This is a genomic window from Kitasatospora sp. NPDC001309 (assembly GCF_042896295.1).
Taxonomy (GTDB): Bacteria; Actinomycetota; Actinomycetes; order Streptomycetales; family Streptomycetaceae; genus Kitasatospora.
This window is the reverse complement of record NZ_JBIAXC010000043.1, coordinates 1-15970: the sequence shown is the minus strand read 5'-3', so window position 1 is coordinate 15970 and position 15970 is coordinate 1. Positions and strand designations below refer to the sequence as shown.

Sequence of the window (15970 nt, the reverse complement as noted above, 5' to 3'; positions counted from 1 at the left end):
CGCGAGCACGGTGAGGTGGGGGCCGACCCGATCGGGGTCAGCGCAGAACGTTGCCCGGGTCGTCCAGCCACGGGCGGTGTTCGCCGGCGACGGTCACGGTCATACCGAGCCGGGTGAGACCGGGCCTTCCGCTTCGGACCCACCAACCGTGCGCCGCCGTCACCTCGTCCCACAGGCTGCGCGGGCCGGACTGCGACACGGCGTGCGGCCCGTCCCAATCGGCGAAGCGGCAGTGGGCGTAGGAGGTGCCGTCCCAGACCTCCGCCCGGCCGGTGCCGAACCGGTCGTAGTCGGCCCACACGCTCCGCCGGAACAGGCCGGGCAGCCGCAGCCCGACGGCGAAGGCGCAGTCGGTCCGTTCGGCCACCTCGTCCGGGTCGATGCCGGAGGGCCCGTGCCGGACATCCTCGATGCCGAACTCGCCGCAGTCCGGGCGCTGGTCGCGCACCCACATGAACGACACGTCCTCGACGAACGGGCCGCTCGCCGACCGCCCGTCCTCGGCGACGGTGAGCCGCAACAGCGCCCCGTTGCAGAACGGCGTGCCGTACGGCACCAGGATGACCCCGCCGGGCGCCGTCTGTTCGATGATCGCCGACGGGAGCCGCTGGACGGCGGCCGTGAACTGCACCCGGTCGTACGGGGCGCCCCCGGGGTGGCCGAGGGTGCCGTCACCGGCCAGCACGGTGGGCCGCAGGCCCGCCGCGTGCAGCCGCTGCCGCGCCCGGCCCGCCAGTTCGGGGTCCAGCTCGACGCTGGTCACCCGCTCCGCGCCGAACCTGGTGGCCAGCAGACCCGCTGTCCACCCAGTCCCGGTGCCCAGCTCCAGCACCCGCATACCCTCGGCCACGTCCAGGTGCCGGAGCATCTGCGCGACCACCGTGGGCATGGAGCTGGACGACGACGGCGTGTCCGTCCCCTCGTAGACCTGCGTCACCAGGGCGAGGTCGGAGGCGACCAACTCGGCCCAGCGGTGCGGCTGTTCCGCGCGATCGAGCCACTCGCCCTCGTCCAGGATCCGGTCCGGGGTGAACAGCTCACGCGGGGTGGTCCGGAACGCCTTCTCCCAGTCGGCCGACAGCGCGCCGGACTCCCGGAGCGCATCGGCCAGTTCGTACCACGTCATGACGCCCCCTACGGCTTCGACGGCTTGGGCAGGTTCTTGGGCGGCGCGTCCCGCTGCCCGTCGTGCGGCGCGGTATCCGGCTTCCCGGAGTGCCCGCCCCCGCTGCCCCCACCAGCCTTACCGGGACCGTCCCCACCCGATCCGCCGCGGTGCTTTCCCATGTGCGTTCCCTCCTGCGGATGAGACATCCAACCAGCGAGGAGCAGATTAGAGAAGTCGATGGCCGCCATTCAACGATATGCACGATATTGACTAAAGTTCATCCATCTACATTCTCCGCCGGAACTCTTCGGACCACTCATCGAGCAAGGCCCTGGCACCGGCTCCGACCTGGGAGTTCGCGAGAAAGAAGTCGAACAGGCGTTGATAGTGGTCGATGTCCTTCGGATCGCGCAGGACGACCCGTCCCGTGAAGAGCTCGACGGTCACAAGGCTCGAGTCATAGACAGTGAAGATATGGAACGGCGCATCGGCGATCTGAGCGGAAAGTGGAACTATTCCGATGTTGACGTTCGGAAGTCGAGAAATGGACGCCAAGCGGTCCAGCTGAACAGCCATGACCGATGGAGGGCACAGCTTCCAGCGGACAGCCGACTCAGTCAGCAGAAAATCGAACTGCTTACTCTCGTCATAGAGAACGGCCTGTCGTTCGATCTTCAACGCGACGGCTTGAGTCACATCACCGTCGACCGGGTCGACCGGCGGGCTCATCGCCGCTCGCATGTACTCGGGCGTCTGGAGCAACCCCGACGGAATGGCCGGCAAGAAGTAGCGGATGTGCTCGGAGTTGCTCTCGAGGGTCGCCAGTTCACGCTGCCTAAAGTGCAGTCCACGTCTGACGGACGCCCGGACATCCTCGTACTCGGCGTTGGCGACGCTGGCCAACGCGAGCAGCTCCCGGGCCAGGTCCTCGTCCAGGCCCAGTGCGTTGACGATCTGGTGCACATCGACGACCGTCGGCAGAGCGCGGCCCGTCTCGATCCGGGAGATCTTGCTCTGACTCATGCCGCAACGGACGGCCAGCCGTTCGCCGGAAAGACCGGAGGCACGCCGGAGGTCCTTGAGCGCTGCTGCAAGGTCTCGGCGTTGCTCTCCGGCCCTACCGGGATCGAGGGTCAAGCTGCGACGTACTCCTCGAAGGGGACCGAGAGGGATAGCGCGAGACCACGCCAGTGCCGGTACTGCTCCAGGTCCGGATCCTCCAGGAGTTCCCGGCCGCTCTGTGTGCCGTCGGACCGGTATCTCATGTCGACGACTGTGGTGTCGTCGAACATCCAGAAGTCCTGGTCCGGGAGCCCGGGGTCGTCCCGACCGGTGAGGTCCAGGATGCGGATGTCCTCGCCGGCCTTCACGTTGTGGGCGTAGGCGGCGAACTCGTAGCGCAGGTAGTCGGAGAGCGGTCGGGTCAGGACGTGCACCCGGCAGATCCTTCGGCCGCTCGCGCGATAGGTCCGCACGCGGGTGAGCCACGGGTCGTCCTCGGGGATGTCGAGTTCTCCGGTGGCCAGGAACTCCCGGAACTCCTCGTCCTCGCCGGGCATGGCATAGGCGCTCCGCGTCTCCAGCCGGAATGCCTCGCGTTCGAACGTGTCGAAGACGGCACGCCAGGCATCACCATCCAAGAGCACGGAACGCCTCCCTCAACACTTCCTCGGGAATCTCCACCACGGCCTCGCCCGCGGGCGTCTGCCACTCCACCACGTCACCCTGAACCGCGATCGACCCACGATCCGTGGTGTAGACGGTCGGACAGTCGTCATTGCGGCAGTCGGGGTCGCCACCCGCGATCCTCGTAAGCCTCATCGTTTCCCCTCCACGCATTTCATGGCGGACCGGTGATCAGGACCCTAGGCAGGCCACGCCGGGCGGGCAAGGACCATTCACGTTCCCGCATGAAGTCACCGCCGCCGGTACCGCACCGTTGACGCCTGTGGAAGTCGGCCTGTACGCCGGGTTCAGTTCAAGATCAGGACGATCATGCCGCTGACCTGGTGCTTTACCCTGGAATCAGAGCGCCTGCGAGCCCCCTGGGACTTCTCAGGGACTTTCCGCCAGACTGGGACTGGCGAACCAGGAGTCGATGGCAGCGAGCCCACGCGCGCCCGCCTGCGGCATGAAGTGAGTATAGGTTCGGAGGGTGAAGGCCGGGTCGGAGTGACCCAGCCAGTTCGCCAGCGACACGATCGACTCACCGGCCTCGAGCATGACCGACGCATAGGTGTGGCGAAGGGCGTGGAAGCCATACTCACGGCTGGGCTCCCAGACACGGCCGGGCTTCGCCCCCTCAACGGGCTCAGGCAGCGGCGAGATGACACCAGCGGCTGCGAGCGCGGGCTTCCAGGTCTTGGTGTTCCATGTGGATCGATTGATCGCCGTGCGGTGCGTCGTGTGGACGAGCAGCCTCACGGTAACCCTCCGTCGCTCCTCACGAGGCTTCTCCGGCTCCTCGGGATCAAGCCACGGGAGTGTGACCGCGACCGGCTCGAACCGCTCCTGGTGACTGAGGATCCTCTCTCGCAACGATGAAGCCAGCCGTACCTCGCGCTCCTTGCCGCCCTTCGGCAGCGCGAAGTAGAGCTGCGACTTGTACCGGATGATCTGCCTCTGGATGTGGATGAAGTCACCCCTGACGTCATCCGGGCTGAAGGCGAACGCCTCACCCTGCCGGAGCCCGCTGCCCACACCGAGGTCGAGCGAGATCCGGTAGCGCTCCGGCAGCCCCTCCCGGACACGATCCACACGGTCTTGCGACCATGCTCGAGCTTTGCGCTCCGGCTTCTTCGGCGGGTTGATCGAACTGTTGCCCTTGCACGGATTGCGGAACAGCCGCTTGTCCTCGACTGCCGCCTGCATGATCGCTTTCAGGTACACCCAGGCGGTGTAAGCCGTGCCGGATCCGACCTCGCGCTGTACGTCGGCCGACCACTTCCGCAGCTCGGCGACACCTATGTCACGGAGAGCAAGGTCACCCAGGTGCGGCAACAGCTGCCCCCAGATCCGGTACCGCATGCTCTCCAGCGTCTGCGGCGGGTGCACCTGCGACGGCCACCAGTACTTCTCCACGTACTCGCGCAGGCTGATGGCACCGTCGCGCGTGTCGACGAAGTCCCCCCGGCGCGTGTCTGTCTGGGCCTCAGCCAGCCATGCCTTGGCATCCGCGACCGTATCGAACGAACGGTCCCGAATTCCAGGTATGCCCTTGACCCGATACCTGGTGCACTTGCCCCACATCGATGTGCGCTCGCGCTTCCCAGTCTCCTTACTGGGGCGCTTCTTCAGCCACCGGTCCTCGATATAGCCCGCCACGTACGTTCCCCTCGCTGCCTCGCGTCCTCTGGACGCAGTCACCACTTGATCGGTATGGACACAGACGACCTGCGGTCGCAAGAACTTCCCGATCCTGCAGGTCGACTTTCTGATCCTTCGTCAGGTCACCGATCGCGCGAATTACGAGGCTGGCGCCCCTTGTTCAGCGGGTTGAGGGCCGAGTTCGACCGAGAGTCCGCGTCCTCCTGCTCCACCAACCAGGCGTCAAGGAGCTCCCGGCGGTACATCACCCGCCCACCGGGCCCCATCCGAAAGCTCGGTGGCCCCTGCCGCCGGTGGCGCCAGACATACAGGGTGTTGACCGAGATCCCCAGGTACGTCGCCGCATCCTGGACGGTCATGAAGGCGGCCTCGACGGCGAGCTCCGACTTGCTGCGCATCTTCTCTCCGGTGTCCATGCCGCTTAACGGCGGCCATGCAAATCGCCCGCCATCCGCACGATTAGCCGTGGGAATGGCGGGCGACCAGAATCCGGAAAATGACCGGTTTGGTGAGACCGTCGTGTTGTGATAAGTGCCAGAGCCCTCCAGCGCGTGCGCGGCGGACGTCGTCACCGGCTCTCGGCAATGGGTACCTCGCGGCCGAAAGAAGCAGCCGACCGACCGCTATCGCGGTCACCGAGACTTCTCAGCGTCAAACTCGCGACCGACGCATTACGAGACCATCAGCGATCGTGACGGCTGGTCTTGCCTAGTGCTCCGTAGTGCCATTTTGCCTGATCAGGGCACGTTCGGCTGTTCAGCCTCGTCCACCTGGTGTTACCTCGTCCAGAGGCGTCCGGCCGTACACCGGCCGCACATGGCCACACCAGACGCACCAGTCTGGCCAAGACCGGGGCTGTTGGCACTCCACAACCGACGAAGACCGTTGCCTGCTCCGGGAGGATCCCGAGCCTATGGTGCGGCGTCGACGCAGTCCGGCAGGAACGCCGCAGTGCGCGGGTGTCACAGGGCGCCGGCGGCGGGCCGTACGCGGGGGTGTCCTCAAGGCGGCGGCCCGCTCTGCCGACACCTTCTGCATGACCCTCGTCCCGATCCTGTCCTACGGGTTGGCCTTCGACGATCGCCCGATCGTGACCGCCAGCCGGGAACTCGCGGAGTCCTACACCGACCCAGACCTGACGATGGCCGAACACCTGGCCGAGGCGTTCGTCTCCGAGGGCCGCTGGTGCCGGGTCGGCGCGGACATCCACACCCTCGGCCACGGCGACTTCGAGCTGCGCCTGCAGCCCTCGGCCGGGGGCTGGCACGCCGACCTCTTCCCCGGCAGCTGGGCTCGGTGGAGCGAGTTCGGGGACGTGCCCGCCGCGTACCGCCACCCGGTCGCCGTGTACGCCGACACCCGCGAGCGCCTCAGCTCCACTCTGCCGGACGTCGAAGCCCTCAAGCTTGAGCACCTGCTGGCCGGAGACGACGGAGTCGCCGCAGTGGTCGCTCAGCACGTCGCCCTGCTGGACGACCGCCTGCGCGCGCTCGACGCCCTACAGGCTTGCCTGCCCAGTGAGGCGCGCCGCTGGGCCTGGGCCGCCGAGCTGCTTACCGACGAGTGCCGGGAGGTCAAGGAACAGCAGGACGCCCTGGCGGCGGTGTTCATGGAGTTCCACCTCGGGCGCGCCGGGATCCGGGCAACGACCATGCTGTTCGTCCCCGGCTTTGACCTGCCCTCGGGCTTCGTGCCGCTGACCCGCGCCCACAGGTGCCCGGAGGCAGACCTGCCGGCGGCCGAGGCCATGGGAACGAGCCCCACCGAGGGGCGGTCCTAGGGCCTGGACGAACCAGCAGGTCGCCCGCCCGTGGGGCGGGCCCGTCACGCCCGAGGCCCACGCGGACGGTCGGCCGTGGCGCTGCCGACGCCCACACACGAGTCAGCTGGTGGCCACATTCGCCAGGAGGTGCCACCATCGAGACGGTGCCTCTGCTGCGTACCAGTTTTCTGTTCGCCACCGGTTCTCGACACGAGTGCAGACAAGTCGCGTCTTGGCCCGCGAGGCCATCACATGCAGTACCCGGAGTTCCTCGGCCAGCCGAGCGTCGTCGGAGGTCGAACGGAAGTCTGGGATCTGTCCCTCCTCGAGGCCCACGATGTACACGACGTCGAACTCCTGGCCCTTGCCGGCGTGCCCCGACAGGAGATGAAGCCCGGGGGTGACCGGCGCCTCGGAGTCCTGTACGGCTCTGCAGGTCGCTACGGCCTGGGCTACGGTCATGCCCGCATCGAGCTGTTCCTGCAGCGATGCGATTGCGCCGCTCAGGTGGTCGCTCGCCTCGGCTGCGTCGATCTGCAGATCGGCTCGGCACAGCTCAGCCAACCGTTGAAGCTGGGCCTCGGGCGCGATCTGTCGTGCGGTGGCTTCTCGCACATGGCGCTGGAGCAGGCCGACGATCTCCGGTTGGTGTGTGTCCAACTGCCAGTTCTGGAAGGCGATCCCGTCTGCGTCGAGGGCGGTGATCAACTCGTTCAACCGCGTGGTTCGGCGGGCGACAACCCCGATGGTCAGGTCCGGCTGGGCCTCAAGCTGTTGGCGGATCTCGGGGACCAGCGCGCTGGCCTCCTCGTCGGGATCGTCACTGATCACCACCTCGACCCTGGCGTCGGCCCCCCACTTCTCGGGATTCGCGCAGTGGAGGCGAGTGGTGCCGAGTTCGGCTGCGAGCGCGTTGACGGCGGCCAGGACGGCCGGGCTGGAACGGTAGGACACGTTGAGCTCCACGGTGTCCTGGACGACGGCGTGGATCGCGTCGAAGACGAGGTCCGGCTCGGCGCCAGCGAAGGCATAGATGCCCTGTGCCGGGTCGCCTGCGTAGGTCGTCCGGCCGGCCCCGATCGCTTGGACCATGCCGAACTGGAGGAGGCTCAGGTCTTGAACCTCGTCCACGAGTAGCACGGCGAAATGCTCGTGGTAAAGCTGGGCCACGCGGGGGTCGGCGAGGAGGCGAGCTCCGTAGCGGATGAGGTCGTTGTAGTCGATATGCCCTGCTTCGCGCAGCGCCAGTTCGTACCGGAGTGCCTCGGCGTTGCCGGCTGCTGCAAGGCGGCGGAGGACCTCGTCGTCGTCCCAGAGCCCGACCTTGGCCTGAGACAGAGCGAGGTCGGCGGCTTGGCTGTTCTTGTAGCTGATCCCTGCCGCCTCGCGGCGGCGGTTGATTTGAACCCTCTCGGGGAACGCCTGCTGGGGATCGAGGCCGAGGACCTTGCCGTGCGCCCGGAGGACCCGGCCGGCTAGTCCGTGGAAGTTGCTCACGGCGACCGAGGCGCTCTCCCGCACGGACATCACCTGTCGCAGGCGCGCGTTGAGATTGTCCCGCGCCTTGTTGGAAAAGGTGAGCGCGAGGATCTTGCGCGGGGAGACGACGTGGCCAGCCCTGATAAGGCCGGCAGCCCGGTCTGCGAGGGCATAGGTCTTCCCGCAGCCCGCAGGGGCTACCACGAGAAGGTCTGCGGGGCCGAACTCGCGCAACCTCTGACGCGGGTCAGCGGGCGGATCGGCCACCGTCACGACGCCACCGCCCGAAGGTGGCCGCACAGCCCGGTCATGCTCTCGGCATCGGTCAGGGTGAGTCCTGCCGTAACCGCAGCAGCAGCCTGGACCTTCCTCCGCTTGTGTCCACAGAAGCTCACCAGGTCTGCCTCGGTGACATCATCCAGGCTTTGGGCACCGCTCGCCGCAACGATCGCGGCCTCGTTGAAGTCCGGGCTCTTGAGGAGCTGCTTGAGCAGCTTGTCCCGCCCGAGCGCCTTCGCGTACATGGCTTCAAGGTCGGGGTTGCAGACCAGGATGCCACTGGCCTCCAGCACTCCTGGAGCAGCTCCGATAACCTTCGCCCACTCGTCCCGCTTGTCCTCGTCGGTGACCCCGTAGATGGGCACGTCGAAGCCCGCAGGGCCGAGCACCTTGTACGCAGGTCCGAACGAGCTTCCGCCACCAAGCTCGATGACGGCTACGCCGACTCGATCGAGCGAAAGGCCGATGAGGTCCGCGACAGCCTCGCAGATGATCTTGTCGCTTGCCCCTTCGACGAAGAGCAGCCGACGTGCCGTCAGGGCGTCGATGATGCTGGGGATCCAGTACTTGGCAGCCTGAGCACCGCCCGTTGCGAACACATCGACGGGAAGCTGCCGGGGCCTCCGGTCGGCGCCGAACGCCACGATGTCCTGGGGGTCCATCTGACCGACAAGGGCGGCTGAGTGGGAGACCACGAGCCGTTGCCCGGCACTCTTGCGGAAAGATCGTGCTACGGCCCTCTGGGCGCTGGTGTGCAGGTGTGTCTCAGGCTCATCGACTCCGACGATCCGGGCTGCCCGCTGGGACATGCCCAGTAGTGCGAGCACGGAGAGGGCTCGTACGCCGTCAGACTGCTCGGCCAGGGGAGCCAGGTGATCGCCGTCCTGGATCGCGACCGTCATCCCCGCGAGGGGGGAACCGATCAGATCGCCGGCGGTCGAGATGTGGACCTGGTCAGCCCTCACGGGCTTCGGCAGCGCATCGGAGAGCGTAGTTGCGAGCTCAGCGCCGAACGCGCCTACTGCTGCCGCCTGTTGGACCGCCTCCCTCAGCTGCTTGGCGGCCTGCTCGACAGCTGCGGAGTCGTTGCCTAGATCGAGGGCACTGAGAAGCTCCTGCATCGTCCCGCCGGCGCCAGCCAGCTCCCGCACAAGCGAGCGCGCGGCAGGGACGTATGCCCACCCGATGGCGTCGAACTGTGCCCTCGAAGGCCCGCGCCTGTGTCCGGCATCGATGAAGAACCGGCGGACCTCCTTGGTCTCCTCGGCGTCATCGCCTTCGGAGTCGGCGAGGTTGAGGTCCGCCTCGACCGCGATCTTGATCGTGTTGGAGTCGCCGACGATCACCTCGTCCGGAAACGCCGCGAGGTCGTCGGGCCCGAGGTCCGAGAGCTCTACCTCCAACCTCAGCTGATTGGTTGCGTCGGTGAAGTCGCGAACGTTGACCGCGGACATCAGCTGGGCGCGGGTCATGCCGAGGCACATGTGTGCGGCGCGGAGGACGCTCGACTTACCCGAGTCGTTGGGGCCGACCAGCACCATGTGGTTGCGCACATGGATCTCACCGTCGGGCAGTCGACGGTAGTTCTCCCAAGCGATCCTGACGATCCGCAACTTGTACCTCATTGTCCGAGATAGCCGCCTAGGGGGTGATCTTCCCAGCTCTGGCCGCTTGATCACCACCTCATTCTGGAAGCCGTCCGGGCTGCTCATCTGCGGGCTCCGGTGTCGCCACCCAGGGGGAATATCCCGTTCCGCTCGTTGATTGGTCTCCCCGTACGGTCGTGCGAAGGGGGCGTGGGTGGCTGATCTGAAGGTGTTCCGGCTCGGGGCGGACGGCCAGGACGTGGAGTTGCGCAGCTCGACGGTGGCGCTGGAGGTGCAGCTGCAGCGCCGGGTGGAGGCCAGCATGGGGGCCATGCTCGGCATCCGGTTCCTGGAGTCGGAGTATCCGACCGGTCCGTGGCACCGGGGCCGGGTGGACTCGCTGGGTCTGGACGAGAACGGCGTGCCGGTCGTGATCGAGTTCAAGAAGGGCAACGACAGCGGGGTCGTCTCGCAGGCGGTCTCGTACCTCACCTGGTTGAAGAGCAGCCGCCACGAGTTCGAGGCCCTCGTCAAGAAGAAGCTGGGCCCGGAGGCGGCCGAGTCCGTCGACTGGCGTGCTCCCCGGGCGCTGTGCATCGCGGCCGGGTTCTCGCACCACGACCGGGTTGCCGTTGGTGACCTGGGTCGGCAGTGGCCGATCGAGCTGGTCCGCTACCGGATCTTCGACGGCGGGCTGCTGAGCCTCCAGCTGGTCGAGCCGGTCTCCGCCGCAGTCAGCCCGGCGGCCGTGCGCAGATCCATCACGCCTTCGGTGCCGGCGGCTGCCGTCGAGGCAGCTGAGCTGCCGGTCGTCGGCGACGTACCGGAGTGTCTCCGGGATCTGTACGGCGAGCTGGACGAGGTGCTCACCGCGTCGGGCGAGGTGGAGACCGTCGTCCTCAAGCACTACATCGCTTACCGGCGGCTGCAGAACGTGGCCAGCGTGATCTTCCGGCCTTCGGAGTCGCACCGGGTGATCCTGGTCTACCTGCGCCTGGACCCGGACACGGTGGACCTGGAGGAGGGCTTCACGCGCGACATGCGCGGGATCGGGCACCTGGGCACCGGGGACCTGGAGGTGCGGATCGCCTCGGCGGCCGACCTGGAGAAGGCGGGTCCGCTGATCGAGCGGGCAGTTCAGGCGGCCTGACGGAACGGCGAGGGCGGCTGGAGCTTCATGCTCCAGCCGCCCTAGTGTGTCTGTGGGCCGGTCGGTGCCGGCTGTCCGGGGTTCTCACGGTCACGCCTCCGGTCCGGCGAGGACAAAGTCGTCCTGCGTCAGTTCGGCGCGCAGGCGCTGTTCGGCCACGTCCGCGTAGTGCGGCGAGAGTTCGGCGCCGACAAATCGCCGGCCTTCGCGTAGGGCGGCGACGCCGGTCGAGCCGCTGCCGGTGAACGGGTCGAGGACGGTGCCGTTCTCGGGGCAGATCTGGACGAGCTGCTGCATGATCTCCAGCGGCTTCTGGGTGATGTGGACCCGGTCCTTGCGGGGCTGGCTGGCGATGAAGTGGCCGGGCAGGTAGAGGTCCCGGCTGTTGTCGAGGGTGCCCTTGACGCCCCAGATGATGAACTCCGCGGACTGCTTGAAGCCGCCCTTGCGCGGCCGGCTGGCGGGCTTGATCCACGGGATGGTGCCCTGCCAGGTCCACCCGGCCATCTGCAGCGCGTCGCTGGTGGTGGGCTCCTGCCGCCAGTCGGAGAAGACCATCGCGACCGAGTGCTCGGTGCTCGCCCGGTATGCCTCGGTCAGCAGGTCGGTGAGCCAGGACCGGTAGGAACGCTGGTCGCGGTTCTCGCCGGGGAAGGTCTTCAGGTCGTGGGCGCTGCCACTGGTCACGTACTTGGCGCGGGCGTCGCGGCTCGTGCGCTCGGAGCTGGTCCGGCCGCCGCTGTTGTACGGCGGGTCGGTGATCACCGCGTGGACGCTCTCGTCGGGCAGGGACTTCAGGACGGTGAGAGCGTCGCCTCGGTGCAGCTTGTAGCTCATGGTTCTTCCTTCAGGGCGTGGTTGGGCCCGCTCCAGGCGGCGCCCGGCGGCAGCCGCCGGGAGCGGGGATGTCGAGGAAGGTAGCGGCGATCGGCGGCTGGACCTAACGAGCGGCGACGCAGGTGCCGGGCCTGGTCGGGGGTCGTTTGGTGCGGCCGACTTTCGCGTCTACTGTCTCGCCATGCCAACCGGGCAGCAGGCCGAACGGGCCTGGGCCCGGCGCGTGTTGCCCTGTGCTGCCCTGTGTTGCTCTGTCTCGCGGAGCCACGCGGGCGGCATCTTCCTTCCCCCGATTCCGAGGAGCGCCTTCGTGTTCCGGCTGAGATTACGAGCGCGGCTGGCTGCCGCGCGTGACCCGAGACCGGCGTCCGGGAGCTACCAACTCCTCTGACCCGGGCCCGCCCTGACCGAGGGCGGTTTCACGACCGGCGCGGTGCCGGTGACTTCTTCGCACGAGAGTCCGGCACCGCGCCCTCCTACGAATCCCGCAAGGAGCCGCTGCGATGCAGCATGCCCTGGCACACCCGTGCCCTCATCGTCCCCCGCCAACTGCCCTGTACCGCTTCGGCGATCGGCGGCGGACGTGAAGAAGACCGCTGGCACGCTCCTCGGCGTTCTCGCCTGCGGCCCACTGATGCTGGCCCTGCCGGTGGTGATCGTCGGCGCGGGCAACGCGTCGGCGTCCGCCTGTCCGACCGGCGGCGGTACACAGGCTGTGGACAGTTCCGCCGTCGCGGCGCAGGTGGAGTCGATTCTCAAGGGCTCGAGCCCGCTGTCGGCGCCGAACGTGGCCGGGCTGGACAAGCCGGACGAGCAGATCCCGAACGCCAAGACGATCCAGGCCACCGGTGTCGCGATGCACATCCCCGTCCGCGGGCAGATCGTCGCGCTGGCAACGGCGCTCCAGGAGAGCGGACTTCGGAACATCAACTACGGGGACCGCGATTCGCTGGGCTTGTTCCAGCAGCGGCCCTCGCAGGGCTGGGGCACGCCGGCGCAGATCATGCAACCGGTGTACGCCTCGACGAAGTTCTACGAGGCGCTCAACCAGGTCAGCGGTTGGCAGTCGATGACCGTCACCCAGGCCGCCCAGGCGGTGCAGCGCAGCGGGTTCCCCGACGCCTATGCGAAGTGGGAGCCGCTGGCGACCGCGCTGCAGAAGGCGATCGAGCCGCTGCTCACCCCCACCGAAGCCGCCTCGCCGCCACCTGGTGGGAGCCCGACCCCGGCGCCGACTCCTTCGGGCGGCGGCACCGCGAGCCCCTCGCCGAGCACCGGCGGCTGCGGAACCTCAACGGGCGGCGACGGCACCAACTTCGGGACTATCCCGGCGGGCTCACTCCCGGCCGGGTACACCATTCCGACCGACGCCCCCCAGCAGGTCCAGACGGCAATCCGTTGGGCGCTCGGTCAGTTGGGCACCCCGTACCAGTGGGGTGGGACGTGCGAGAACTCGCACGGCGCCGACCCGATGGGCCGGTGCGATTGCTCCTCGCTGATGCAGATGGCCTACAAGGCCGCTGGCATCTCGCTGGAGCGGACCACGTACGACCAGGTCAAGCAGGGGACGGCCGTCTCGGCGGACGCTCTCAAGCCCGGCGACCTGCTCTTCACGCGGGGCACCGCCGCCGTGCCGGAACACGTCGGAATGTTCATCGGCTCAGGGCTCGTCGTGCAGGCCCCGCACACCGGCGACGTGGTCAAGATCTCGACGCTCGCCGAATGGCGACCGGAGATCCTCGCGGCCCGCCGCGTCGTCTGACCGGCGCTTCTCCCACCTCCCCTCCCCCCTTTTCCCCTCCCGGGCTGCCTTCGCATGCCCATATTCGAACTGGAGTTCCCATGTTTCTCGCGGACGCGGTCACGCACCTCGCCTTCGACCCCGGCATCACCCCGAACGAGGGCGGCCTGCCTGGCCTCTCGGTCCTCAAGCAGGTGATGGGCTCGATCAACCTGTTCGGGATCATCGCGATCGTCGGCGCGCTTGCCGTCAGCGCCGGGGTCTGGGCCTGGGGCCACCACTCCGGCGGCCACCAGGCCGAGGCCAACGGCAAGAAGGGCGTACTGGTGTCGGCCGGCGCCGCACTGCTGATCGGTGCGGCGAACGGAATCGTCGCCTTCTTCTCCGGCCTTGGCGGCCAGGTCCACTGATGCAGAATCGTTCCTTCACCCGTGAAGGCGTGTCCGGCGGCGCATCGCGCGTGCGCCGCCGGGCGCTGCTCGGCCTCGTGGTCCTGGTGGTCCTCGTCATCCTGGCCGGCGCGCTCGCCTACTTCACCCGCGACACCCGAGCCACGCCCAACCCTGTCTCCCCGGTCGCCAGTTCACCCTCCTCCAGCAGCGCTTCCGCGTCGCCATCGCCCACGGGTGGTCCCGGTTCGGTTCCGTCTCCGCCGTCGACGCACGATCCGATCGGCTACGCGAAGTCTGCGGCGGTGGCGCTGTGGTCGTACGACACCCGCTCGTACTCGCAGCCGGAGCTGGTGGCCGGCCTCCACCGGTGGCTGACGGCCGAGGGGAGTTACGCGGACGCCAGCTCGGTGGACCGCCTGGTTCCGTCGCCGCTGCTGTGGGGACGGATGGCCGACTCCGGCCAGTTCGCCACGGCGACCGCGGACGAGGCGCACTTCCCGGACACGTTCACCAGGGCGCTCCAGGCCGATCCGGGGGCGATCAAGCAGGCATACATCTACGCCGTCACCGTCACCGGCAAGCAGTCGATCTCCTGGAACGGCGCCCCGCAGGGCGGAGCCGAGGACCGCTCGTCCACCCTCGCCGTCCAGTGCCGCCCCGACCGTCCCTGCGCTCTGGTCGGCGTGCTGCCGACCGTCTCGCCCTAATCCCAGGAAGGAGGTTCCCCCATGGGTGTCTGCGACGTCCCCATGATCAGCCAGGTCTGCGACGCGGTCGACGCGATCAACTTCGTCTCCGATCCGGGCAAGAGCATCACTGACGGCATCGGTGCGTGGATCACCAAGTCGATGACGGAGCTGGCGACCAGCGCCGTCAACCTCGCCTCGCAGGGGGTCAACCAGACCACCGGCATCGACCTCAACGCCGGCTGGTTCAGGCAGAACTACGAGCTGATCCTGCCGATCGGCCTGATCCTCACGGTCGGCACGTTCTGCGCGCAGCTGATCCTCGCTGCCTGGCGCCGCGACGACCGGGCGCTCGCCCGCGCGGCCTGGGGCACCATGACCGGCGTCCTGTTCTCCTTCTGCGCGATCTCGTTCACCTCGGTTGCGGTGACGGTCGTCGACGCTTTGTCCGACAGCCTGTTCAAGGCCGCCGGGACCACGCTGGAGGACGCGATCCGGCGGATCATCAAGGTCTCCGAACTCGGCTTCATGTACGGGCTCGGCTGGACGATCCCATCCCTGGTCGCCATCGGGTGCGCGATCGGCGCGTTCCTCTACTGGGGCACGATGGTCGCCCGCAAGGTCGGCATCCTGGTCCTGGTCGTCCTCGCGAGCTTCGCCGGGGCCGGCGGAGGCTGGGAGGTCGCGCAGCGCTGGCGGCGCGGCTGGATCGAGGCCACCGCCACCCTGGTGGCGTCGAAGCTCCTGATGACCATCGTGTTCATCACCGGCATCTCCGCGATCGGCAACTCGAACGCCAAGGACGGGATGAGCGCCCTGTCGGACGCCATGGCCGGTGTCGTGATCATGGTCTTGATCCTGCTCTGCCCGTACGCCTGCTACAAGTTCATCCACTGGGCGACCGACGGCTCGGGCCACGAGGACATGCACCGCACCAGCGTCGCCGGTGTCGCAGTGGCTGCCGGGGCGGCGAAGACCGCTGCCAGCCTCGCGATGCAGGTGGGCACCGGTGTCCCGGCCCCGCAGGGCCCCGCCAAGGTCCCCGGGATGGACGGCGGCGGTGCCTCCTCCGGCATCGATCCGACCGGGCGTATCAGCAAGGAAGGCATCGACGCCGGCCCCGCGCAGCAGCCGACGAAGTTCCGCTTCGGCGAGGACCCGGCCGCCCCCGGCGACCGCGGACGCGCCCTGGTCACCCGGCCTGGCATCCCGGCCCTGATCACCCGGGCCGCCCCCGGCTCAGGTAATGGGGAGTCGTCGTCCGGCGGCGGCCAGGACGGAGGCGCGGCCCAGCCTGCCACCCCGTCCGCGCCGGAACTGTCGACGACCCCGGCCGCACCCGCGCCCCCGGCGCCCGGTCCGGCTCCGGTAGCCCCATCGGTGCCGGCACCGCCCGCGCCGGCAGCCAGCGGACCGTCCCCGGCCGGAGGACCGTCCCGGTTCGTCTTCCCGAACCGGCCCACCGAGCCCGGTTCCTGACCGGGCCTTGTTCCCGGGGTGGGCGGCCCTGCGCCGCCCACCCCCCCCCCCCCCCCCCACACCCCCCGGCGCCCCCCCCCCTAGTCCAGAACTTCGCCCCGGCCCCCACCGCCCCCCCCCAGCGCACCCCCCAGGATACCCCAA

Annotated in this window: 15 protein-coding genes; 6 read left to right on the top strand and 9 right to left on the bottom strand. The window is 68.4% G+C overall.

Annotation, left to right across the window (positions count from 1 at the left end; all coding sequences use genetic code 11):
• Positions 1 to 37: 37 nt before the first annotated feature.
• The 6 genes from ACFY2K_RS33040 to ACFY2K_RS33015 all read right to left on the bottom strand — a co-directional run bounded on the left by ACFY2K_RS33040 (position 38) and on the right by ACFY2K_RS33015 (position 5007).
• Complete coding sequence (locus tag ACFY2K_RS33040) at positions 38 to 1126, bottom strand: methyltransferase domain-containing protein (protein ID WP_380526173.1); 1089 nt, start codon at positions 1124 to 1126, stop codon at positions 38 to 40.
• A 267-nt stretch (positions 1127 to 1393) separates the two neighbouring features.
• On the bottom strand, positions 1394 to 2245 hold the full coding sequence (locus tag ACFY2K_RS33035; RefSeq protein WP_380526171.1) for a helix-turn-helix domain-containing protein: 852 nt from the start codon (positions 2243 to 2245) through the stop codon (positions 1394 to 1396).
• Positions 2242 to 2754, bottom strand: coding sequence for a DUF6879 family protein (locus ACFY2K_RS33030; RefSeq protein ID WP_380526169.1), 513 nt, complete (start codon positions 2752 to 2754; stop codon positions 2242 to 2244). Before ACFY2K_RS33030 ends, ACFY2K_RS33035 begins: the two co-directional genes overlap by 4 nt.
• Complete coding sequence (locus ACFY2K_RS33025) at positions 2738 to 2929, bottom strand: hypothetical protein (RefSeq protein WP_380526167.1); 192 nt, start codon at positions 2927 to 2929, stop codon at positions 2738 to 2740. Before ACFY2K_RS33025 ends, ACFY2K_RS33030 begins: the two co-directional genes overlap by 17 nt.
• Positions 2930 to 3163: 234 nt before the next feature.
• The gene (locus ACFY2K_RS33020) at positions 3164 to 4474 is read right to left on the bottom strand and encodes a tyrosine-type recombinase/integrase (RefSeq protein WP_387716349.1); all 1311 of its coding nucleotides are present in this window, start codon (positions 4472 to 4474) and stop codon (positions 3164 to 3166) included.
• Positions 4475 to 4557: 83 nt separating this feature from the next.
• Positions 4558 to 5007 carry a helix-turn-helix domain-containing protein gene (locus ACFY2K_RS33015; RefSeq protein WP_387716347.1) on the bottom strand — a complete coding sequence of 150 codons (450 nt, stop codon included), beginning with the start codon at positions 5005 to 5007 and terminating at the stop codon, positions 4558 to 4560.
• Positions 5008 to 5471: 464 nt separating this feature from the next.
• On the opposite strand from ACFY2K_RS33015, the gene ACFY2K_RS33010 reads away from it, so the two are divergent.
• A complete protein-coding gene (locus ACFY2K_RS33010; RefSeq protein ID WP_387716346.1) occupies positions 5472 to 6215 on the top strand; it encodes a hypothetical protein in 744 nt (247 codons plus the stop codon).
• Positions 6216 to 6317: 102 nt separating this feature from the next.
• Here the strand turns inward: ACFY2K_RS33010 and ACFY2K_RS33005 are convergent, their stop codons facing one another.
• Positions 6318 to 7949 (bottom strand): UvrD-helicase domain-containing protein, encoded by a 1632-nt coding sequence (locus tag ACFY2K_RS33005; RefSeq protein ID WP_387716344.1) that lies wholly within the window; start codon positions 7947 to 7949, stop codon positions 6318 to 6320.
• Positions 7946 to 9667, bottom strand: coding sequence for an ATP-dependent endonuclease (locus ACFY2K_RS33000; RefSeq protein WP_387716342.1), 1722 nt, complete (start codon positions 9665 to 9667; stop codon positions 7946 to 7948). The genes ACFY2K_RS33005 and ACFY2K_RS33000 overlap by 4 nt, the downstream gene beginning before the upstream one ends.
• An 88-nt stretch (positions 9668 to 9755) precedes the next feature.
• On the opposite strand from ACFY2K_RS33000, the gene ACFY2K_RS32995 reads away from it, so the two are divergent.
• A complete protein-coding gene (locus ACFY2K_RS32995) occupies positions 9756 to 10691 on the top strand; it encodes a hypothetical protein (protein WP_387716340.1) in 936 nt (311 codons plus the stop codon).
• A gap of 90 nt (positions 10692 to 10781) precedes the next feature.
• Here ACFY2K_RS32995 and ACFY2K_RS32990 read toward each other — a convergent pair whose 3' ends face one another.
• Positions 10782 to 11528: a DNA-methyltransferase gene (locus ACFY2K_RS32990; protein ID WP_387716338.1), complete on the bottom strand. Its 747-nt coding sequence runs from the start codon at positions 11526 to 11528 to the stop codon at positions 10782 to 10784.
• Positions 11529 to 12111: 583 nt separating this feature from the next.
• On the opposite strand from ACFY2K_RS32990, the gene ACFY2K_RS32985 reads away from it, so the two are divergent.
• The 4 genes from ACFY2K_RS32985 (at position 12112) to ACFY2K_RS32970 (ending at position 15826) form a co-directional block, all read left to right on the top strand.
• Positions 12112 to 13290 (top strand): C40 family peptidase, encoded by a 1179-nt coding sequence (locus ACFY2K_RS32985; protein WP_387716336.1) that lies wholly within the window; start codon positions 12112 to 12114, stop codon positions 13288 to 13290.
• A gap of 80 nt (positions 13291 to 13370) precedes the next feature.
• Positions 13371 to 13679 carry a DUF6112 family protein gene (locus ACFY2K_RS32980; RefSeq protein WP_387716334.1) on the top strand — a complete coding sequence of 103 codons (309 nt, stop codon included), beginning with the start codon at positions 13371 to 13373 and terminating at the stop codon, positions 13677 to 13679.
• The gene (locus tag ACFY2K_RS32975; protein ID WP_387716332.1) at positions 13679 to 14368 is read left to right on the top strand and encodes a hypothetical protein; all 690 of its coding nucleotides are present in this window, start codon (positions 13679 to 13681) and stop codon (positions 14366 to 14368) included. Before ACFY2K_RS32980 ends, ACFY2K_RS32975 begins: the two co-directional genes overlap by 1 nt.
• Positions 14369 to 14389: 21 nt before the next feature.
• Positions 14390 to 15826: an ATP-binding protein gene (locus ACFY2K_RS32970; protein ID WP_387716330.1), complete on the top strand. Its 1437-nt coding sequence runs from the start codon at positions 14390 to 14392 to the stop codon at positions 15824 to 15826.
• The last annotated feature ends 144 nt before the right edge of the window (positions 15827 to 15970 follow it).